Below are 20,258 nucleotides of genomic sequence, written 5' to 3' on the forward strand. Positions count from 1 at the left end.
GGGCGCCGCACATACGTGCGGCTTGGCTTCGGCCTAACCGGCCGACGCGCGGTCGCGCTTTGGCTGCCGCGACCAAGAACCGGGCCGGACGAGCCCGCGGAGGCGGGCTCGAAACACAAAAGCGCACAAAAAACCCTCAAGCCGGGGGCATTGGCTTGAGGGTTCCTTGTGAGCGTTCGTCACGCTTGGATACCGAGCGACATTTGGATCGGTCAATCAACAGGGGGGAAATTGCCGACCGCCGTCTCGATAGCCCCATTTTTAGGCCCCTTTGGCTTGCTGCTCAATGAACATTCGCCTTCAGCGAATCGCACAAGCCAAACGGTTCGTCGCCGAAGCGTTTATCCCGGACGACGGGACGAACGGCGCGGGTCACGGAACCTGAACGCGCTGTCAGCAACGGCAACCCCGTAACGGTTGTTGCTGAGGCGAACCGTGGTGCGGTGATTCTGCGAATCGAGCGCCACCCAGTGCGTGAGGCGCAGGCCTCCGGGGGCCGAGGCATCGCGGGCAAAGATGAGAGTGATGACGCCGAATTCCGGACGCTTGGGGTCGCGCACCTCGATGCTCACCACGTCGTCGTGACTGGTGGGAATGAGGCGGCCGTATTTCTTCACGTCGCGGCTCGGGTCGAGCAGCGCGCCGAGCGGCGAATTCTTGATCGGCCAGCGCTGGACCTGGTTCACCTCGTAGTCGATCATATACATCGACTTGCCGTTCGAAACGACGAGGAGCGGCACGCCCTTTTCGTATTCGAAGCGGATCTTGCCGGGGCGTTTCAGCGTCATGACGCCCGAAACGGCCTGGCCGTTACGGTCGGTCTGGACGAAATCCGCCTTCATGGTGGAAATGCCGCGCAGCGCAGCGACGGCCTTATCGAGGTCGCCAGCGGCTGCCTCGACAGGGGCCGGGGCAGCGTAGAAAGACGCGGGGACGCCGACGGCCATCGCCAATGCGAGGGCCGATGCGACGGGGCGATTCTTGAAGATAGACAAGGTGCTCATGCTCCTGGAATTACACTTGGAGCATTGAACTGTCACTGAACCAATGGCGTTCCCGAGGTTCAGCTAATGGAGCGACGAAACGAGCCGACGCCCCGCCAGGATTACTTGATCTTGGCTTCCTTGAATTCGACGTGCTTGCGCGCCACCGGGTCGTACTTCTTGAAGACGAACTTTTCGGTGTGGTTGCGCGGATTCTTCTTCGTCACGTAGTAGAAGCCCGTGTCGGCGGTCGAGACGAGCTTGATCTTGACGGTTGCGGGCTTCGCCATGGCGTGTTCCTAAAGATCTTTCTGAGGGGCCGAATCCGGCCGAAATAATAAGGGCGGCGCGAGCTGCACCGCCGTGTGGCGCGCCCATTGGGTGATTCACGGGGAAAAGTCAAGCGTCGTAAGCGCTACCAGTCGACCTTGCCGCGCTTGGCCTTCACTTCGCCGCGCGCCTTCTTGGCCTTGAGGCGCTTCACCTTGCCGACGCGGTTCACGCGGCTTTTCTTGCGCTTCTTCGGCGGGGTCAGTGCCTCGCCGAGCAGCGCCACCAGCCGTTCGCGCGCGGCTTCGCGGTTCTGCTCCTGCGTGCGGTATTCGTTTGCGGTGAGGACGATTTCACCCGCCTTGGTGAACTTGCTGCCCGCAATTTCCTTCAACCGTTCGAGGGCTTCGGGCGGCATGCCAAGCTGGAACACATCGACCCGCAGCTGCACCGCGGTGGCGACCTTGTTTACATTCTGCCCGCCGGGGCCGGAGGAGGCGATGAATTTCTCCTCGGCCACCTCCAGCGCGCGGTCGGCAATTCTACCCATCCGTGAAGCCGAGGCGCGCGAAATCCTGCGGCAATGGCGCGGCGGCCTCGATGGCGGGCTTGTTCTCGCGCGGGACCATCAGGCCGGCGGCATGGAGCATGGTGCGCGGAGCACCGCCCTTTTTGTTCGGGCCATTGCCGTAAACCGGGTCGCCCAGCAGCGGCAGGCCGAGCCCGGCCTCGCAGTGAATGCGAATCTGGTGCGTGCGACCGGTTTCGGGGCGGAATTCGACCAGCGCCTTGCCGTCATGCTCCATCAGCTTGCGCCAGTGGGTGACCGAGGGTTTGCCCTTCTTCGCGGCGATCATGCGCCAGCCCTTGCCCGCGCTGCTGATTTTGGAAAGCGAGATCTCGATTGTGCCCTCATCGCCCTCCGGAATACCGGCAAGGATGCCGAGATAGCGCTTTTCGACCAGCCGCTCCTCGAAGGCCTTGGCGAAGCGTTTGAGCGCCTTGGGATTGCGCGCCAGCAGCAGGCAGCCGCTCGTGTCCGTATCGAGCCGGTGCACGGGATGCGGGGCGCGCTGGAAGCCGAGTTTGAGCTGCTCGAAATGGTCTTCGAGGCACGGGCCGCCGCGCTTGGGGCGGTCGACCGGGAGGCCGGCGGGCTTGTCGATGACGAGCGCTTCGCCGTCTTCGAAGATGATAGGAATCTGGGTCATGAGACTTTCAATCGCGCAGGCATCAGGCCGCGCAGGGAATTGGCGAGGAGGAAACCGTCCTCGATATCGGCAAGGGTCAGCTCGGCCTCGCGCGCTCTGCCTTCGTCGATAAGCGACTGGCGAAGCACGCCGGGCAGAAGCCCCAGCGAGGCGGGCGGGGTCAGCAATACACCGTCCCGCTCGACAAAGATATTGGTGATTGCGCCTTCGGTCAGCAAGCCATCCTCGCGCACGAAGAGCGCTTCGTTCGCGCCGTTGCGGCGGGCCACGGCCTGTGCGGCCTCGTAAAAGCCGCGGTCGGTGGTCTTGTGCCGCAGCCGCCAGTCGCCCGGGTCTACGGGCAGCGGGAGGATGATGCACTCCGCAGGCTCGGGCCAGGCCTCGGGCATTTCCTGCGCTTCGAGCACGATGGCTCCGCTACGAGCCGCGAGCAGCCGCACGCGCGATGGCTTGTCGAGCACGAAACAGCAGGCGTGCATCTGATTGCGCGCTTCGTGGCGGTCGAAGCTGAAACCCAGTTCCGCCGCACTCGCCTTCATGCGTTCGAGATGGCGTTCGAGCAGCGGGATGCCTTCTTCGGGCGTGAAACGCAGGGTCTCGATAAGGTCGAATTGCGCGGCGCGATGTTCGGGCGAGGACTTGCTGGCAAAGGCCCCTTTGAGCAGCGCCTCGCGCCATTCGGTGCGCGGCTCGCTGTCGGCGACGATGGCCCCGCCCACACCCAGCACTGCCTTGCCGCGCTGGTTCTCGATTTCGGTGAGGCGCAGCGTGCGGATGGCGACGTTGAAGGCCGCATCGCCGTCAGCACCGATACGTCCGATGGCCCCACAATAGGGCCCGCGCGGGCTGCGCTCGACCGCGTCGATAAGCTCCATCGCGCGGATTTTGGGCGCGCCGGTGATGGAGCCGCAGGGGAAGAGCGCGCGCACGAGGTCGGTCGCGCCCATACCTTCGCGCAAGGTAGCCCTCACCACGCTGACCATCTGGTGGACGGTGGGATAGCTCTCGATGGCGAAGGGTTCGTCGACCGCCACGCTGCCCGCCTCAGCCACGCGGGCGAGGTCGTTGCGCATCAGATCGACAATCATCAGGTTCTCGGCCTTGTCCTTGACCGAGGAGGCCAGTTCGTCGGCCAGCGCCTCGTCCTGCACCGCATGGGACGAGCGAGGCCGCGTACCCTTCATCGGCTTGGCCTTGGCCTCGCTGCCCTTGAGCGAGACGAAGAGTTCGGGCGACAGGCTGAGCAGCCAGTGCGAACCGTCGTAAATCACCCCGCCATAGCCCGCCTGCGCCGCTGGTCTGAGCGCGGCATAGAGTCCCAGCGGGTCACCGGTGAAATTGCCTGCGAGCGGAAGGGTCAGGTTCGCCTGGTAAATGTCGCCCGCGCGGATGGCTTCCTGCAGCTCACCAAACGCTTTCTCGTAAGCTCCGGGAGAAACCTGTGGCTCAAGCGGGCCGACACTCCCAGGACCTTGTGCGCGCGACGCCAGCCATTCTGGCATGTCGCTCGCGGCAATACGCTCGGGCGCATCGAACAGGCCTAGCCAAACCAGCGGCCCAGCAGCGCCGGTCTTTGCAGCGGCCAATCCGGCCAGTCGCTCTTCCAGTGCAAGGCCCGCTTCATAGGCAATGTATCCAGCAAGCTCGCCGCCGCTGCGCCGCGCAGCCTCGGCAGCTTCGAGCACCGTCTCGACCTCCTCGGGCCGGTAGGCAACGAACACCTCGCGCGGATTTTCATAGAGCAGCGCGTCGGCCGCGCCGCTTGTCCGTGCATCGTCCAGCAATACGAAGGGAGTTTTGCCCGCCATGTGCGATGAGCATTTACAGCCCTTGCGCCCCAAGTCGAGCCATTGCTTGACCTTGGCTCCACCCCTGCGCCACATCGGGGGAGGACTGAACCTATGGCGGGAGCGCATGTGAGCACGATTTTCCTTGGACTGGGCGCGAATGGCGAGAACCAGCACCTTCGGCTCGAGCAGGCCAATCGCCACGGGCTGATTGCAGGCGCGACCGGGACCGGCAAGACGGTGACGCTGCAGGGGTTGGCCGAGAGCTTTTCGGCCAATGGCGTGCCGGTCTTCGTCGCCGATGTGAAAGGCGACCTTGCGGGCATTTCCATGGCCGGCTCGCCCCAGTTCAAGCATGCCGACAAGCTCGAAGGCCGCGCGAAGGAACTGGGCATGGAAGACTATGCCTATGCCGACAACGCCGCGGTGTTCTGGGACTTGTACGGAGAAAAGGGCTTTCCCATCCGCACGACGATTTCAGAAATGGGACCGCTGCTGCTCGCGCGCCTGCTCGACCTGAACGAGACGCAGGAAGGCGTGCTCAACATCGTCTTCCGCTATGCCGACGAGAACAACCTCCTGCTGCTCGACCTCGGCGATTTGCAGGCGATGCTGACCTTCGCTTACGAAAACGCGAAGGACCTTTCGGGCAAATACGGCAATGTTTCCAAGGCCAGCGTCGGTGCCATCCAGCGCCAGCTGCTGAGTTTTGAAGCCCAAGGCGCCGACATGTTCTTCGGCGAGCCGGCGCTGGAAATCGACGACTTCCTCGCGAAAGACGAGCAGGGCCGCGGCATCATCAACGTGCTCGCCGCCGACAAGCTGATGCGCAGCCCCAAACTCTACGCGACTTTCCTGCTCTGGCTGCTGGCCGAATTGTTCGAGACGCTGCCCGAGGTGGGCGACCCGGAGAAACCGAAACTGGTGTTCTTCTTCGACGAGGCACACCTCTTGTTTGACGACGCTCCCGAAGCGCTCGAAGACAAGGTCGAGCAGGTCGTCCGACTTATCCGCTCCAAGGGTGTCGGCGTCTATTTCGTCACGCAGAACCCCATCGATATTCCGGAGAAAATCGCCGGCCAGCTGGGCAATCGCATCCAGCACGCCTTGCGCGCCTTCACCCCGCGCGACCAGCGCGCCATCAAGGCCGCCGCCGAAACCTTTCGCATCAACCCGGAGCTCGATGTCGAGCAGGCCATCACCGAGTTGAAGGTCGGCGAGGCGCTTGTCTCGACGCTCTCCGAAGACGGCGCGCCCACGGTGGTGCAGCGCACGCTTATCAAGCCGCCGCATTCGCGCCTCGGCCCTGTCACCGAGAAGGAGCGAAAAATCATCAATTCGGTGAGCGACCTCGACGGCAAATATGACGAGGCGGTCGACCGCGAAAGCGCCGAGGAAGTTCTCGCCGCCAAGACCGCCGATGCCGCGGCAACGGCGAAAGAGGTCGAAGAAAAGGGCCGCGAGGAAGTGGGCAAGCGCGAACGCAAGACCACGTCCATGTGGACCAAGGCAGGCAAGGCAGCGGCCAAGGCTGCGGCAGGATCGCTGACCTCGGTCGCGGTAGCCACCGTGTTGGGGAAGAAATCACGCGCCGACCCGGTCCGCACGGGTCTCAATGCCTTCGTGCGCAATATCGTCGGCGGGCTGATGCGCTAGAGCGGGAGGCGGAATTCGGCGCGCAGGCCGCCTTCGGGGCGGTTCGATAGCTCCAGCGTCCCGCCATGCTGTTCGGCCACTGCACGCGCCAGCGTGAGGCCCAGCCCCGCGCCGCCGGTTGCCCGGTTGCGACTGGCTTCGCCGCGGGTGAAGGGTTCGAGCATGTCGGCGATGCGCTCTTCGGGGATGCCCGGGCCCGTGTCCTCGACCCGCAGGATGGCGGAATTCTCTTCGGTGAGGACCGTGACACTCGCATTGCCGCCGTAACGAAGCGCGTTCGAGACGAGGTTGCGCAAACCGCGCTTCAGCCATGTGAGATGCACGGGCGCGACAACGCGCGCAGCTTCGAGCGCGACCGTCTCGCCGGTATCTTCGAACTCCTCGACCACCGAGGCGGCGAGCGCGGCGAGGTCGGTCTTCTCAGGGGACGCATCGGACTTGCCGACGCGGGCGAGGCCGAGGATTTCGTCGAGCGTGCGGGTGATGTCCTCGATACTGTCGACCATGCGCGCGCGGGCGGTCTCGTTTTCCACGCCTTCGACCCGCACGCGCAAGGCGGCGAGCGGGGTTTTGAGGTCATGCCCGATGGCGCCGAGCATCACGTCCTTCTCGTCCAGCATTGCCCCGATGCGCGCCTCCATCGCGTTGTGCGCGGCGATGAGGCGTCGCACGTCTTCCGGGCCGCTCGGCTCCATCGGCTTCCCCGCGCCGGGCTTTTGCGAAAAGCGCTCGGTGCGCTGCGTAAGCTGGGCAAGCGGGCCGGTGATGCGGCGCAGGACCAACCAGAGGACGAAACAGAGCAATGCGGTCAGCAACGCCGCGCGAGCCATCGGGAAGACTGGGCCGAAATGGCGATGCGGCGACCGGATGGGCGCACGCACGATGTCCCATCGCTCCCCATCGCTCACCCCGGCGACTGCGATTTCAGAGGGAATGTCGTCATCCTGCAGTCCCCAGCGCATGGCGAGACGGCGCAGGAAGCGCTGGGCGACGGGGTCGGCAGAGACGGGTCGGGCGACCATTCGCAATTCGGTGAAGTCGCGGCCATTGTTGCGCAGCGTTTCGGCCAGCCGCTCTTCGAGTTCCGGCAGGGCGCGGTCGACAGGGAGGCTTTCGAAAATTTCAGCGCGGGTAAAGTCGGTCCCGCTGAACCGGCGTCCTCCCCGGCGCGGCGGTCGCGGCGCGCCATCCCTTTGCTCGAATTGGCGAGGGGGCCGCGGGTCGAGACGCACTACGAGGTTGGTTTCATCGGAATCGCGCAAGCGCTGCGATGCGATGAGACGCAGGCCGAGCGTGTTGACAAGCGCGGTCTCGACGCGGTCCTTTTCGATATTCCAGGCGAAAACGGCATTCACGCCCTGCACGAGGAAAAGCGTCAGCGCGACTGCCAGCGTGACCTGTCCGAGCAGGCTCTTGGGCAGCAGGCGCTTCATGCCTCGTCCGGCGCGACGCGGGTGACGTCGGCGCCGAAACGGTAGCCGCCGCCGCGCACGGTCTGGATGAACTGCGGGTCCTTCGTATCCGCCTCTATCTTGCGGCGGAGGCGGCTGACCTGGTTGTCGACCGCGCGGTCGAAAAGATGCGCCTCGCGGCCCTGCACCATGTCAAGGAGCTGGTCGCGGTCGAGCACGCGGCGCGGGTGGTCGCAAAAGGCGCGCAGCATCCGAAACTCGGCAGTCGAGATGGGGACCAGCGTGCCTTCGGGGTCGGTCAGGCGGCGCTTTAGCGGGTCGAGCGTCCAGCCTTCGAAGCGATACGAAAGCTCGTCAGCCGGAGCTTCCGGCGCACGGTCGGCGCGGCGCAGGACCGAGCGGATGCGTGCCACCAGCTCGCGCGGTTCGAAGGGCTTGGTGACATAATCGTCCGCCCCGATTTCGAGGCCGATGATGCGGTCCATCGCCTCTCCCTTGGCGGTCAACAGGATTACGGGAAGTTTGCGCGTTTCGACGAGGTGGCGGCAGAGCGACAAGCCGTCCTCGCCCGGCATCATGATGTCGAGCAGGACGAGGTCGGGAGTTTCGCTGCCCAGCAGGCTCCGCGCCGCGGCGGCGCTTTCCGCCTCCCGCACGTCGAACCCCTGGCCGGTGAGATACTCGGCCAGGGGTTCGCGCAATGTCGCTTCGTCATCGACGAGCAGCAGGGTGGTGGGCGCTGTTTCGTTCATCTTTCGCGTTGAGCGCCTACCTTCGGGTTTGCCTCTGGCGCAAGCGGATTACTGCGTGCGCGCTTCGCGCTTGGCCTTCCATTCGGCGCGCATCGCCTTGTGAGCGGCTTCGCGCTCTTCGGCTGAGATGCTGCCGTCGCCATTGGCATCGGCCTTGGCGAAATGGGCGGCGAGAGCTGCGTCGAATTCGGCGCGGGTGACGGACTTGTCGCCGTCTGCATCTGCCATGCGAAGCATCTTCATGCCGCCGCGATGGCCGCCGCGCATCCCATGATGGCCACGCTTGCCGCGCATTTCGTGCATGGCCTGCAGTTCTTCCTGCGAAAGGCCGCCCGAATTGTCGGTGTCCATCTTGGCGAAATGTTCTGCCATGCGGTCTGCACGGCGCTCGGCGCGGGCTTCGCGGCGCTCGCTGCGACGCTCCATGCGAGCTTCGCGCATGGCCTTCATTTCGGCCTGCGAAAGTTCGCCGTCGCCATTGGTATCGGCCTCGGCAAAGCGTTCCATGCGGTGGGCTGCGCGGTCGCCCGCGTTGATGACGCCGTCATTATTGGCATCCATCTTGGCGAACATTTCCGCGCCATGCGTGGTCAGTTCGGCGCGGGTGACATTGCCGTCACCATCGGCATCGATCTTCGCCATGTGGTTATGGGCAAGCGCTGCCGTGCCGGTCAGGGCAAGGGCAGCGGCGGAAAGGGTCAGGGCGGTCTTTTTCATCAGGCTGTCTCCAGAAATCTAAGGAGAGTTGCGACGGACCCATTGGGAGGGGGAGAAACAGGAGGGACCCGCCGCAACTCGTGTATCCTTTCTAAAGGCGCATTGTCGCAGCTTTATGCCCGATCACAGCCGAATTGTATCGAAGTGTCGCAGCGGGTAGCCCCCATTCACACGGGCGAAAGCTCAGCCAACTTTGTCCATCAGGTAAGCGTTGAGCTTGTTGCCATCAGGGTCGCGGAAATAGCCGGCATAGAACAGCATGCCATTCTCGTCGGGTTCGCCGCGCGGACCGGGTTCGCCTTCGCAGCTGCCGCCATTGGCCAGCGCGATGTCGTAGAGCCGCTGGACCTGCTCGCGGTCCTTGGCCTCGAGCGCGACCATCACGCCGTTGCCGACACTCGCCGCATTGCCATCGAAGGGCTTGGTGGCCGCGATGCCCGCGCCGCCATCCCACTTGCCCCAGGCGATGAAGGTCTCGAATTCCATCATCCGCCCGACGCCCATTTCGGCGGCGATGGCGTCATAAAACCTGGCGGCTTTCTCGAGGTCGTTGGTGCCGACCGTAACATATCCAATCATCCGCGTGACTCCTCTTTCAAACGACTCGCGACCATTGGAACATTACGGGAACGCACGTAATCCTACAAGGGCGCGCATTCCCGCTCGAGCCAGGCGAGGTCCTCGCCTTCGAGCTGCGGCGCGAGGATGTCGCGCGTCTTCGCGTGGTAGCTGTTCCACCAGTGAATTTCGCGCTCGGTCAGCAGGCTCTTGTCGACCAGTTTCCGGTCGAGCGGCACATGGGTGAGCGTTTCGAAAGTGAGATACTTGCCCTCGCTGCCCTCGATATCGGCGTCGACCACCAGCACGAGGTTCTCGATACGGATGCCGTATTCGCCCGGCTTATAATAGCCCGGCTCGTTCGAAAGGATCATGCCTTCCTGCAGCGGGGTCTCGGTGCCGGGGAATGCGCCGCCGGGCTTGGAGATGCGCTGAGGGCCTTCGTGGACCGAGAGATAGCTGCCGACCCCGTGGCCGGTGCCGTGGCCATAATCCACACCCGCCTGCCACAGGTGCATGCGCGCCAGCGCATCGAGCGCGCCGCCGCTGGTCTTGTCGGGGAAGCGCGCGAGGTCGAGCTCGATATGGCCCTTGAGCACGCGCGTGTTGCGGTCGACCATCTCGGCCGTCGGTTCGCCCGGACCGACCCACACGGTGCGGGTGATGTCGGTCGTGCCGTCCATATACTGGCCGCCGCTGTCGCACAGGTAGATGCTGGAAGGCGGGATCGGGATATTGCTGTCCTCGTCCACCTTGTAATGCGGCAGCGCGGCGTGGCCGGCAGCAGCGCTGATGGTGTCGAAGCTGGTGTCCTTCATGTCGGGGCTGAGGCCGCGGAATTCGCGCAGCTTGGCCGCCGCGGTCAACTCGTCGATCTCGCCGGAAGGAGCGTTCTCCTCGATCCAGCGCAGGTATTTCACCACCGCCGCACCGTCGCGCGCCTGCGCATCACGGTGGCCCTGCTGCTCGGCGGGATTCTTGATCGCCTTGGGCAGGACCGCGGGGTCGGCATCGCGCACAACGGTCGCGCCGCCATCCTCGAGCGCGTGGAAAATGCCCGCGACCGCATGCTTGGGGTCGACTGCGACGGTCTTGCCCTTGAGGCCTGCCAGCGCAGGCTCGAAATCGGCCCGGTCGCGCACGCGCACGGCGTTGCCGAAATGCTTGGTGAGTTCCGGCGTCACCTTTTCGGGCGCGATGAAGAGTTCCGCCGTGCCGTCGGCATGGGCCAGCACATAGGACAGCGCGACGGGGGTGTTGTCCACGTCCTGCCCGCGCATGTTGAGCACCCATGCGACCGAATCGAGCGCGGTGATGACGGTGGCGTCATAGCCTTCCTGCTTCAGCCAGTCGGCAATCTCGGCGCGCTTGTCCGCGCTGGAGCGGCCCGCGAATTTGTCGTCATGCGGGACGGCAACGGCTTTGGAAGGCTCGGGGCGGTCGGCCCAGACCGCATCGATAGGATTGCCGTCGACCGGCACCAGTTCGATGCCCTTCTTGGCGAAAAGCTTCGTCGCCTCTTCCGCCCACTCGACTCCGTGGAGCCACGCGTCATAGCCGATTGTCGCGCCCTTCCCGGCGTGTTCGGCCAGCCACTTGGCGGGCGAGGTCGCGGGCACGTCCTCATAGTCAAAAAGCTTGCCGTCGACCTGCTCGCGCACCTGCACGGTGTAGCGGCCATCGGTGAACATCGCGGCCTTTTCCTTGAGCACTGCCGCGCTGCCCGCGCTGCCACCGAAGCCGGTCAACCAGTGAAGGCGCTGGGCGTAGGAGCCGACATATTCGCTCATATGCTCGTCGGAAATGGGAATGACGAAACCGTCGAGGCCGCGCTTTTGCAGTTCGGTGCGCAGTGCGTCGAGGCGGGCTTCATGGGTCTGCATCAGCATGGGCGACAAATCCTTTCATCGGGGCCGCTCTGCCTTTGGGCGATGCGGCGCTTGCCGGGACGAGGCGTCCCGCATAATCACCTCCCCTCAATAGGACTTTGGGCGGCGTCTTTCCACCTTTGTGCCGCCACAGGAGGGTTAGCCTGTGACTTTCATTCGACTGGCTGCATGCCTATCTGCCGCATCGCTGGCATTCGCCGCGCCATCCCACGCCCAGGAAACCGAAGGGACATCCGTGACTGCACCGACCTCTCCGCCCATCGCCGAGAAGCGCGACCATTCCTATTCGCACCACGGAATCACGATTGCCGATCCCTATCACTGGATGAAGGACCAGAGCTATCCGACCATCGACGACGAGGATGTGCTCGAACACCTGAAGGCCGAGAATGCCTGGTTCGAAGCGCGCATGGCACCGCAGCAGGCGCTGGTCGACGAGCTTTACGAAGAGATGAAGGCGCGGGTGAAGCAGGACGATTCCACCGTCCCGCAGAAGGATGGCGACTGGCTCTACTGGTCCGAATTCGAAGAGGGCAAGGAATACCGCAAATATTACCGCAAGCCCGTGGCGGGCGGCGAAGCGCAGCTCATCCTCGACGAGAACGAGCTGGCCGAGGGGCATGAGTATTTCCGCCTCGGCGCGTTCTCGGTGTCGAAGAACGGGCGCTATCTCGCCTATTCGAGCGACACCAACGGGTCCGAGCGCTTCACCGCGCGCTTCAAGGATCTCGAGACGGGCGAGATGCTGCCCGACGAAATTCCCGGCACGCTGACGGGTCTTGCCTGGGTGATGGACGACAAGGCGGTGGTCTACGGTCTCGCCAACGAACAATGGCGCGTCCACGATGCGACGCTGCACGTCCTCGGCACGCCGGTGTCGGAGGATGTCGAGCTTTACCGCGAGACCGAAAACGACGGCTTTCGCGTCGGCGCAGGCCTGTCGGCGCAGGAAGACTGGCTCATCATCGCCGTCGGCGACAGCGAGACGAGCGAAGTCCGTCTCGTGCGCACGGACAATCCGACAGGCGAGCAAATCCTCATCGCGCCGCGCAAGAAGGGCCGCGAATACGATGTCGATCTGCGCGACGGCACGCTCTACATCCACACCAACGACGACCACGTGAATTTCCGCCTCGCCACCGCGAGCCTCGACAATCCGGGCGAATGGACCACGCTCATCGCCGGGTCGGACGAATTCTATCTCGACGGTTTCGAGCTGTTCAAGGACTTCTACGTCACCGAGGGCCGTTTGCGCGGATTGGACCAGATCCAGCTGCGCAGCTACGCCGACCCCAATCTCGTGAAGCCGGTTGCCTTCACCGAAGCGAGCTTCTCGACCGGGCTTTCGAACAATCCCGAATACGACACGCAGAAGCTGCGCCTTGCCTACGAGAGCATGGTCACTCCGGATTCGGTCTACGACTACCACGTCGCCAGCGGCGAGCTGGAACTGCTCAAGCAGCAGGAAATCCCGAGCGGGTACGACGCGAACCTCTACCAGGTCGAGCGGATCGAGATTGCCGCGCGCGACGGGACCATGGTCCCTGTCTCCATCGTCAGCCGCAAGGACCGCGAAGCTGGCGGCCCGCTCCATCTTTACGCCTATGGCGCCTACGGTTTCGCCTATCCGCCCAATTTCTCGACCACGCGCCTCAGCCTCGTCGACCGCGGCTTCGCCTTCGCCATCGCGCATATCCGCGGCGGCGACGATCTGGGCCGCAACTGGTATCTGCAGGGAAAATTGAACGAGCGCACCAACACCTTCAACGATTTCGTCGATGTCGCGAAGGGCCTGATTGCCAAGGGCTACACCGAGCAGGGCAAGATCAGCGCCAGCGGCGGTTCGGCGGGCGGCGAATTGATGGGCGTGGTGCTCAACACCAATCCCGAGCTCTGGGGCGCGGTGGTAGCGCATGTGCCCTTCGTCGACGTGCTCAACACCATGCTCGACAAGGACCTGCCGCTGACCCCGGGCGAATGGCCCGAATGGGGCAACCCCATCGAGAGCAAGCAGGCCTTCGCCTATATACTGAGCTATTCGCCCTACGACCAGGTTGTGGCGCAGGACTATCCGCCGCTGCTGGTCACCGCCGGCCTCAACGACCCGCGCGTAACCTTTTGGGAGCCGATGAAGTGGGTCGCCAAGCTTCGCGAGTTGAAGACCGACGACAACGAGCTGCTGCTGAAAACCAACATGGGTGCAGGCCATGGCGGCAAGTCCGGACGCTTCGCCTCGATTTACGAGGTGGCCGAGGAATACGCCTTCATCCTGTGGCAGATGGGCTTCACAGGGACCTGATGGTCCCTGCGGTCCTGAGGCCGGGTTCGGGGTCGGCGTATTCGCGGGCGAGGCCTTCGTTAACGCCTGCCATCTGCGGCAGCACGTCCCCGAGCCTCTGGTAGATATGCGGATAGCCCCGGAAGACGCCAAAGCCAGCCGTGTTCATTGCGCAGACCGGGGTGCGCGGCGGTAGCTTGTCGGGATCGGGAACATGCGCAATGTTCCACTGCAAGGCGATCCTGCGGCTGTTGAATATCGTCGCGATACGCGCACCCTCGGCCAGCAGTACCTCGTCTGGGAAAGTGTCGAGCAATGCGCAGGCCCGATAGAAACCGGCCTGCGAGGGCCTATCGCGGCACCTCTCGAGCCAGTCGAGGACGTCGCCCAGCCGCCCGTGATCGACAGCTTCCGGCTTCGAGACCAATGCTTCCTGAACAGGCTTGAGTTCCTTGGGCAGGTCGGCAAGCGATGGCAGCTCGCTCCAGAACTCTTCCTGCCTTGCGATGAGCGCATCCGCCTCGCTCCGCTCCTCCGCCACCAGCTTTTCGAAATGGGCGATGATTTCGTCCACATGGGTGGTGTCTGTCGTCCCGCCGCTTTCGGGACGACTGGCGAAGAGCGAACGCAGGGCGGAATTCGCCTGCTGGCTGTCGAATTCGACTTTCTCGACGCGGGTGCGCGGGAAGCCGATGTGCCACTCGCTCCTGCCGCCGAAGATCGCAGTCCAGTGGAAAAGGACAAACAAGGGCAGCCATCCTACGAGCTTCGCTGCGCCTTGGTGCAGCCGGAGCGTGTGGCCGTCGATCCGTACGGCAAATTCGCGCAGACCGGTGACACACCACAAGGGCGCGCGTGCCTTCCTGTCCCAGACCGGAATCGAATCCGCGGGCGGTTCGGCACAAGACTGCACCAGCACCGCCCAGCTTTCACGGCGCGACAATTGCCAGCTGCGCGGCAGCCGCGATGGTCTTGCCGCCTCGATCCGGTCCGCATCTTCCAGCGTGAGGCGATGGACGAGATAACCGTCCTTTCCCGTCACCTTGCGCGCCCAGATCCGCGCGGCGTCGATATCGTCGAGCAGGTTCTGGGGCTGGCCCGTCCTGAACTGGAGCGCGAGCGTTGCCTGGCCCGGCTCGACCGGCTCGAAAGCCTCGTTCCGTGTCTTCACCTGCGCCAGCCAGCGCGGCCCGTACCAGGCCTGGAACACGAAAACCGCCACATAGGCCACGGGCAGGACGAGCCATGCAGGAGGCAATGTCCCCGTCAGGACTTCGACCGCGACCAGCAGCGGTATTGCCGCGCCGAGCAGCCCCTGCAGCAGCGGTGCGCGGAAAACCATTGCCGCCCATGCCACAATGGGAAGCGACATCAGCACGCCGAGTACGAGGAACGGCGCGATCGGCTGCCACCAGATCGGTCCTTCGCCCACGCGGTCCAGCGTGCCGGCTATGGTGAGGCCGAGCCAGCCGATGAGGCCCGCGATCGCCAGCGGGAAGACCAGCGGATGATAGGGAACCGGCATGGTCCCGATCGGAAAGACGAGCCGGAAACCAAGCCCGCGCAGTATCCGCCGGATGATGCCTGTTTGCCGTCTTGCCATGGCTTCCCCCAAGATCGCCAAGCCTGTTTCACCAGTGCTTATCGCAGGTTACTCTCGACGGGGACCGGCTGCCACGTCTAATCCACCATCGCACAGCGAACAGTTTCGGGCCAAGACCTTGACGCATAAGTACGAAAGCACCTTCGTGGCCGCTCCCGAGCACATCGACGAGCTCGGCCACGTCAACAACACCGTGTGGGTCCGCTGGGTTCAGGACATGGCCACCGCCCATTGGAATGCGGCTGCGCGGAGCGAGGATACCAAGCGTTTCTTCTGGGTCGTGACGCGGCACGAAATCGATTACCGCGGCAATGTCGTCGAGGGTGAGACCGTGACCGGCTCCACATGGATCGAGGGCAGCCCGCGCGGCGCGACGTCCATTCGCCGGGTCGACTTCCGCGATGCGCAGGGCAAGGTGATCGTCTCGGCGGCCACGACCTGGGCGATGCTCGACCGGGACAGCCAGCGTCTGGTGCGCGTGCGTCCCGAAGTGCTGGAACCGTTTACCGAAAAGTAGCTGCATCTCCCCTGGTGCACGCGCCCGTCTGGCCCGCGGCGCTCAGGCGGCGGCAGCCCGACGGCCCGGGTCGCCCAGCCCTTCGGCCAGTTCCAGTTCGCCCGACAACATGCGATTGCGGCCTTCGCACTTGGCTTCGTACAGCAGCTGGTCGGCGCGCGCGTAGAGGCGCAGGAAATCGATCGAGCGATCCTCTTCGCTATCGGCAAAATCGACATAGCCGACGCTCGCCGTGACCGGACGGTGCAATTCGTCGACTTCGGCCATGATCCGAGCCGTAATGGCCTTGCGGCGGTTCTCGGCCTTGGTCGCCGCATCCTCGCCGCGCAGCAGCAGGATGAATTCCTCTCCGCCGATGCGGAAAGCGGCGAGGTCCGCATCGTCGCCTGGACTGAGCGCCCACGCAGCGCTGCGGATCACGCGGTCGCCGACCGGGTGGCCGTGGATGTCGTTGATCGACTTGAAATGGTCGAGATCGACGACGGCCATGGCATGGAACCCCTGCCGGACGAGCTCGGCGAAATGCGCTTCCAGCGCGCGGCGGTTCCTGAGGCCGGTCAGCTCGTCAAGTTCGCTCAGCATCTCGAGGTCGCGCGCAGCATCCACCGCCTGGTCGCGCTCGCGCCGGATCATCATGAAACGGTCGGCAACGGCAAGCGCCGTGGCGACGACTTCGAAAAGCAGCGCGAAGTTCTGCGGCCAGGTCTCGTCGAAATCGAGCACATTCGGCATCGCCGCTACGGCCACACCTTGCAGGACGACGATTGCGAAAAGCGGCGCAATACCGAAGATGAGGTAAGGCGCCATCCGGCTGCCCTGCTTGCGAGCAAGGTGGAGGATGTAGAAATAGGCTACGAAGATCGAGACGAGCACGCCGAAATAGTAGTGGTCGATCCAGTATCCGAACCACTCCATCTTGAAGGTCGTAACGAGACCGTTGACGATGGTGACGAGCGGCAGGACGAGCAGCCAGCGGCGAAAGCGACGCGGCAGTCGCCCGTCCTCGATGAAATGATAGGCGAACAGGAATGTCGCCGCGACCATCACGTCGAGGCTGAGATAGGTGATGTTGAGCTCGGCCGTATAGGAAACCGGAAGCATCATCGGCAGCAGTCCGGAAACCGATGCCGTCTGCACGAAGGCCATCAGGCAGAACAGGGCATGATAGAGCGGGAAGGGCTCGCGCAGAGCCTTGAAGAACACGAGGTCGAAGATCACCGGGGCGAGCAGCAGTCCGCAAAGGATTGCGGCGAGGATATGGAGGTAACCCGCGATGGCGGGCACCTTGGCTTCCTGCGAAAGCGTGGCCGTCACGAAGCTTTCGGGAAACCAGCCGCCTTCGTGGATCATCACCACGCTGGTCACACGGCTCCCGGGGTCGGGCAATTCCACCATGGCCTTGAGGCTGGACGGGCCGAGCTTGAGGTCGCGAAAGCTGAAGGCGCGCGACACGGCATGGCCATCCTCCCCCTCGACCCTGACCGTCAGTCGCTCGAATTCGTAGCGGCTGAATTCGGCGAAGCGGGGATTGGCAGCTTCTCCGGTCGCATTGGACAAATCGTGCCGGATGATGTGCCGCTCGGCATGCCAGTCGAACTCCGCGCCCTCGCAGGTCCAGTCGGCAGGCTTGCTGGCGGCATCCTCATAGGAGACGCTGGACTTGACCGAGACGTGGCAGATCGACCCGGGCTCGAAGGTTTCCTGCGCCTGCGCCGGAACGTGGACGAGCGCCAGCAGCGCGCAAAGCACGAGCGCGGCGACCGTTCGCCCGAGGGAAAACGGCAACAGGTGATGGATACCCCGTCCCATACTGCGGAGCTATAGCAAGGAAATCGTAAAAGGCGCGTTAAACTTCATGCGCGCCGTTTCCTGCGGGTCTCAGGCGGTCAGGACCTCTGCAACCGGGCGGTAATCATAGCCCAGTTCCTCGGCAACCGCCTGATAAGTCACTTCTCCGGCATGGACGTTGAGACCCTCGGCAAGATGCGGGTCGTTGCCCAGCGCCTTCTTCCAGCCCATCCGCGCGATGCGCAGCGCATGCGGCAGGGTCACATTGTTGAGCGCGTAGGTGCTGGTGCGCGCAACCGCGCCCGGCATGTTGGCGACGCAGTAATGCACGATGTCGTCGACGACATAGGTCGGCTCTGCATGCGTGGTCGGCCGTGATGTTTCGAAACAGCCACCCTGGTCGATGGCGACGTCGACGAGCACGGCGCCCTTCTGCATGTCCTTGAGCATCTCGCGCGTGACAAGCTTCGGCGCTGCCGCGCCCGGAATGAGCACCGCGCCGATGACGAGGTCTGCTCCGCACACCGCATCATAAAGGTTGGCCGCGTTGGAGAAGCGCGTGCTGGCGCGGCTTTCGAAATGGGTGCCGACCTTTTCCAGCACATCGGGGTCGCGATCGAGGATGGTGACGTCCGCGCCGAGGCCTGCCGCCATCTGCGCCGCGTTGAAGCCGACCACGCCGCCGCCGATGACGACGACCTTGCCCGGCATCACGCCCGGCACGCCGCCGAGCAGCACGCCGCGGCCGCCGTGGGCCTTTTCCAGCGCGGTGGCACCCGCCTGTACGCTCATACGGCCGGCGACCTGGCTCATGGGTTTGAGGAGCGGGAGCTGGCCATTGGGACCGGTCACGGTTTCATAGGCAATTGCTGTGACGCCGCTTTCGACCAGTTCCCTGGTCTGCGGCGCATCGGGAGCGAGGTGGAGGTAGGTGTAGAGGATCTGGCCTTCGCGCAGCTTGGCGCGCTCGACCGCCTGCGGTTCCTTGACCTTCACCACCATTTCGCATTCGGCGAAAATCTCGTCGGGCGTGCCGACGATTTTCGCGCCCGCCTCGATGTATTGGTCGTCGGTCGCATCGATGCCGCAGCCGGCCTGCGTCTCGATCCACACCTCGTTGCCCTGCATTACCAGTTCTTTCGCGCTCTCCGGCGTGAGGCCGACGCGATATTCGTGGTTCTTGATTTCCTTGGGGCAACCGATGCGCATGGGGAGGACTCCTTCTCTTGAGAGGGCCGTTACAACTGCAACCAACCTCCCGCAAGCGCCCCCGCAAACACGCAAGCTTATTGCGGCAGGGCGGCCCACCGTATTTCGATCCGGTCGCCATTGGCCACTTCGACTTGCTCGATTGCGATCCCTTCGGCCCGAAGGCGGGTAGCAAGTGCCTGGACGGGCTCCTCCGGACCGCGCAGGGCGAGCGGCAAGTCGATTCGCTTGGCGGCCCAGGCAACCGTGCCCTCGGCGACCTGGCCCGATACGACGCGGCCATCGTCTCCCAGGGCGAGCGGCGGCAGGCCCAGCGGTGGCGGGCGCAGGCGCACGGTCCAGCCGGGAGTGTCCCCGGCAACGCGACGCTCGAGCTCGCGATAGCCTTCGAGAGAGAGCCCCGGGAGCGGTCGTGCCGTCGCGCCGATGCGGCGCGTGTCGCGATCAAGCATGACATCGCCCCGCTCGACGCCTGCGGCCATCGCCATGCGGCCGACCATCGTCGAGATCTGGCGCTCGGTCGCCGCCGCCTGTTCGGCGGCCCGCGCCCGGGCAAGTGCGGCCTGCTCGGCAGCGCCCGGATCGGCTCCGACACGGAACTGTTCGACCCGCACCGCGACATCGCGCCCGAGCCGCTCCTTGAGCGCGCGGGAGATGTCCGCATTGGCGCCGGTGTCGAATTCGGGGGTCAGTACGGTGGCCGAAATGGACAAGGGTTCGGTGCCCCAGTCGATATCCTGCTCACTGATACGCGCGCGACTGCCGAATTCGGCCTGGATCGTGTTGCGGACGATGCGCTGCGAATTCGATTCCCATGCAATGTTGCGCAGCGACAGGCCCAGCGGGATGGCGAGCGCGATGAAGATGAGGAAGATGCCCCCGCTCTGGAACCAGCCTTGCTTGCTCGAGAGCGTGGTCCGGAAACCGTACAGGCGCGCCATGAGCGTGGCCGTGAGCGCAATGGTCAGGAAGTTGGTCACGAACAGGCCGAAGGCGCCGAAAAACACCGTCCAGTTGAAGGTTGCGAGGCCGAAGCCGACCACGGCCAGCGGCGGCATCAGGGCGGTTGCAATGGCGACACCCACGATGCTCCCTTCCCGCCCACGGATCATCGCATAGGAGCCCGCGATGGAAGAAAAGAGCGCCACCAACAGGTCGAACAGGTTCGGCCGTGTGCGCGCCGCGATTTCCTCGGTCACGGTCTGCAGTGGCGAGATCAGCACGATCAGCGCGGTGAACAGCACCGCTGCCACGCTTCCCATCAGGAGCGAGCGGGCGCTTGTGACCAGCCATTTGCGCTTGCCCGTCGCCAGCGCAAAGCCAACCCCGAGGATCGGGCTCATCAGCGGCGAGAGGAGCATGGCCCCGATGACCACGGCCGGCGACGACAGCAGCAGGCCGAGGATGGCGATGCCCGCCGACATCATGATCATCAGGATGTAGCGCGCGGTTGCCGGACACTCGACGGCAATCTTGGCAACCACCGCCTGGTGATCGACGTCCTCTACCACGTTGTCGCGCCAATATTTGCGCAAGGGCACGACCGAGCGACCGATCGGCGAGAACACCCAGCCCGCTGTTCGGTCGGACCGTTCGTCGGCGGCAGGATTGGCGTTGGCTGCGTTCAT

17 protein-coding genes are annotated in these 20,258 nt (G+C 64.3%); 3 read left to right on the forward strand and 14 right to left on the reverse strand.

Annotation, left to right across the window (positions count from 1 at the left end; all coding sequences use genetic code 11):
• Positions 1 to 341 precede the first annotated feature (341 nt).
• The 5 genes from K3152_RS09480 to pabB all read right to left on the reverse strand — a co-directional run bounded on the left by K3152_RS09480 (position 342) and on the right by pabB (position 4,272).
• Positions 342 to 1,004: a LolA family protein gene (locus K3152_RS09480; protein ID WP_221573884.1), complete on the reverse strand. Its 663-nt coding sequence runs from the start codon at positions 1,002 to 1,004 to the stop codon at positions 342 to 344.
• Between the two features lie 101 nt (positions 1,005 to 1,105).
• Positions 1,106 to 1,273, reverse strand: a complete 168-nt coding sequence (gene rpmG / locus K3152_RS09485) for a 50S ribosomal protein L33 (protein WP_006832561.1) — start codon at positions 1,271 to 1,273, stop codon at positions 1,106 to 1,108.
• Between the two features lie 125 nt (positions 1,274 to 1,398).
• Positions 1,399 to 1,803 carry an alternative ribosome rescue aminoacyl-tRNA hydrolase ArfB gene (gene arfB / locus K3152_RS09490; RefSeq protein ID WP_221573885.1) on the reverse strand — a complete coding sequence of 135 codons (405 nt, stop codon included), beginning with the start codon at positions 1,801 to 1,803 and terminating at the stop codon, positions 1,399 to 1,401.
• Entirely contained in the window at positions 1,796 to 2,464 is a 669-nt protein-coding gene (locus tag K3152_RS09495) for an RluA family pseudouridine synthase (protein ID WP_221573886.1), read from the reverse strand. Before K3152_RS09495 ends, arfB begins: the two co-directional genes overlap by 8 nt.
• Entirely contained in the window at positions 2,461 to 4,272 is a 1,812-nt protein-coding gene (pabB, locus tag K3152_RS09500; RefSeq protein WP_221573887.1) for an aminodeoxychorismate synthase component I, read from the reverse strand. The genes K3152_RS09495 and pabB overlap by 4 nt, the downstream gene beginning before the upstream one ends.
• Positions 4,273 to 4,380: 108 nt before the next feature.
• Between pabB and K3152_RS09505 the strand changes: the two genes are divergently transcribed.
• The gene (locus K3152_RS09505) at positions 4,381 to 5,907 is read left to right on the forward strand and encodes a helicase HerA-like domain-containing protein (RefSeq protein ID WP_221573888.1); all 1,527 of its coding nucleotides are present in this window, start codon (positions 4,381 to 4,383) and stop codon (positions 5,905 to 5,907) included.
• Here K3152_RS09505 and K3152_RS09510 read toward each other — a convergent pair.
• The 5 genes from K3152_RS09510 to K3152_RS09530 all read right to left on the reverse strand — a co-directional run bounded on the left by K3152_RS09510 (position 5,904) and on the right by K3152_RS09530 (position 11,235).
• Positions 5,904 to 7,340 (reverse strand): sensor histidine kinase, encoded by a 1,437-nt coding sequence (locus K3152_RS09510; RefSeq protein ID WP_221573889.1) that lies wholly within the window; start codon positions 7,338 to 7,340, stop codon positions 5,904 to 5,906. The two genes, K3152_RS09505 and K3152_RS09510, sit on opposite strands and share 4 nt — an antisense overlap.
• A complete protein-coding gene (locus K3152_RS09515) occupies positions 7,337 to 8,071 on the reverse strand; it encodes a response regulator (RefSeq protein WP_221573890.1) in 735 nt (244 codons plus the stop codon). Before K3152_RS09515 ends, K3152_RS09510 begins: the two co-directional genes overlap by 4 nt.
• A gap of 48 nt (positions 8,072 to 8,119) precedes the next feature.
• Positions 8,120 to 8,788 carry an EF-hand domain-containing protein gene (locus K3152_RS09520; protein ID WP_221573891.1) on the reverse strand — a complete coding sequence of 223 codons (669 nt, stop codon included), beginning with the start codon at positions 8,786 to 8,788 and terminating at the stop codon, positions 8,120 to 8,122.
• Between the two features lie 183 nt (positions 8,789 to 8,971).
• Entirely contained in the window at positions 8,972 to 9,367 is a 396-nt protein-coding gene (locus tag K3152_RS09525; RefSeq protein ID WP_221573892.1) for a VOC family protein, read from the reverse strand.
• Positions 9,368 to 9,429: 62 nt separating this feature from the next.
• Positions 9,430 to 11,235 (reverse strand): aminopeptidase P family protein, encoded by a 1,806-nt coding sequence (locus tag K3152_RS09530; RefSeq protein WP_221573893.1) that lies wholly within the window; start codon positions 11,233 to 11,235, stop codon positions 9,430 to 9,432.
• A gap of 187 nt (positions 11,236 to 11,422) precedes the next feature.
• Between K3152_RS09530 and K3152_RS09535 the strand changes: the two genes are divergently transcribed.
• A complete protein-coding gene (locus K3152_RS09535; protein WP_247713380.1) occupies positions 11,423 to 13,534 on the forward strand; it encodes a S9 family peptidase in 2,112 nt (703 codons plus the stop codon).
• Here K3152_RS09535 and K3152_RS09540 read toward each other — a convergent pair.
• Complete coding sequence (locus K3152_RS09540; RefSeq protein WP_221573894.1) at positions 13,521 to 15,116, reverse strand: ABC transporter permease; 1,596 nt, start codon at positions 15,114 to 15,116, stop codon at positions 13,521 to 13,523. The two genes, K3152_RS09535 and K3152_RS09540, sit on opposite strands and share 14 nt — an antisense overlap.
• Before the next feature lie 118 nt (positions 15,117 to 15,234).
• Here K3152_RS09540 and K3152_RS09545 point away from each other — a divergent pair, with 118 nt between their 5' ends.
• Positions 15,235 to 15,633: an acyl-CoA thioesterase gene (locus K3152_RS09545; RefSeq protein ID WP_247713338.1), complete on the forward strand. Its 399-nt coding sequence runs from the start codon at positions 15,235 to 15,237 to the stop codon at positions 15,631 to 15,633.
• Positions 15,634 to 15,675: 42 nt separating this feature from the next.
• Here K3152_RS09545 and K3152_RS09550 read toward each other — a convergent pair whose 3' ends face one another.
• From K3152_RS09550 to K3152_RS09560, 3 genes are all read right to left on the reverse strand, one after another.
• Positions 15,676 to 17,442, reverse strand: a complete 1,767-nt coding sequence (locus K3152_RS09550) for a sensor domain-containing diguanylate cyclase (RefSeq protein WP_221573896.1) — start codon at positions 17,440 to 17,442, stop codon at positions 15,676 to 15,678.
• Positions 17,443 to 17,511: 69 nt separating this feature from the next.
• The gene (gene ald / locus K3152_RS09555; protein ID WP_221573897.1) at positions 17,512 to 18,630 is read right to left on the reverse strand and encodes an alanine dehydrogenase; all 1,119 of its coding nucleotides are present in this window, start codon (positions 18,628 to 18,630) and stop codon (positions 17,512 to 17,514) included.
• 77 nt (positions 18,631 to 18,707) lie between these two features.
• Entirely contained in the window at positions 18,708 to 20,258 is a 1,551-nt protein-coding gene (locus K3152_RS09560; protein ID WP_221573898.1) for a DUF389 domain-containing protein, read from the reverse strand.

Origin of the sequence: Qipengyuania polymorpha, from assembly GCF_019711435.1 — a bacterium.
GTDB lineage: Bacteria > Pseudomonadota > Alphaproteobacteria > Sphingomonadales > Sphingomonadaceae > Qipengyuania > Qipengyuania polymorpha.

What these genes read in the sequence shown, in the direction of transcription:
- K3152_RS09510 (WP_221573889.1), bottom strand. Translation starts at nt 7,340, where the DNA reads ATGAAGCGCCTGCTGCCCAAGAGCCTGCTCGGACAGGTCACGCTGGCA.
- rpmG (WP_006832561.1), bottom strand. Translation starts at nt 1,273, where the DNA reads ATGGCGAAGCCCGCAACCGTCAAGATCAAGCTCGTCTCGACCGCCGAC.
- K3152_RS09525 (WP_221573892.1), bottom strand. Translation starts at nt 9,367, where the DNA reads ATGATTGGATATGTTACGGTCGGCACCAACGACCTCGAGAAAGCCGCC.
- K3152_RS09550 (WP_221573896.1), bottom strand. Translation starts at nt 17,442, where the DNA reads ATGGGACGGGGTATCCATCACCTGTTGCCGTTTTCCCTCGGGCGAACG.
- K3152_RS09480 (WP_221573884.1), bottom strand. Translation starts at nt 1,004, where the DNA reads ATGAGCACCTTGTCTATCTTCAAGAATCGCCCCGTCGCATCGGCCCTC.
- K3152_RS09515 (WP_221573890.1), bottom strand. Translation starts at nt 8,071, where the DNA reads ATGAACGAAACAGCGCCCACCACCCTGCTGCTCGTCGATGACGAAGCG.
- K3152_RS09495 (WP_221573886.1), bottom strand. Translation starts at nt 2,464, where the DNA reads ATGACCCAGATTCCTATCATCTTCGAAGACGGCGAAGCGCTCGTCATC.
- pabB (WP_221573887.1), bottom strand. Translation starts at nt 4,272, where the DNA reads ATGGCGGGCAAAACTCCCTTCGTATTGCTGGACGATGCACGGACAAGC.
- ald (WP_221573897.1), bottom strand. Translation starts at nt 18,630, where the DNA reads ATGCGCATCGGTTGCCCCAAGGAAATCAAGAACCACGAATATCGCGTC.
- K3152_RS09560 (WP_221573898.1), bottom strand. Translation starts at nt 20,258, where the DNA reads ATGAACGCAGCCAACGCCAATCCTGCCGCCGACGAACGGTCCGACCGA.
- arfB (WP_221573885.1), bottom strand. Translation starts at nt 1,803, where the DNA reads ATGGGTAGAATTGCCGACCGCGCGCTGGAGGTGGCCGAGGAGAAATTC.
- K3152_RS09540 (WP_221573894.1), bottom strand. Translation starts at nt 15,116, where the DNA reads ATGGCAAGACGGCAAACAGGCATCATCCGGCGGATACTGCGCGGGCTT.
- K3152_RS09520 (WP_221573891.1), bottom strand. Translation starts at nt 8,788, where the DNA reads ATGAAAAAGACCGCCCTGACCCTTTCCGCCGCTGCCCTTGCCCTGACC.
- K3152_RS09530 (WP_221573893.1), bottom strand. Translation starts at nt 11,235, where the DNA reads ATGCTGATGCAGACCCATGAAGCCCGCCTCGACGCACTGCGCACCGAA.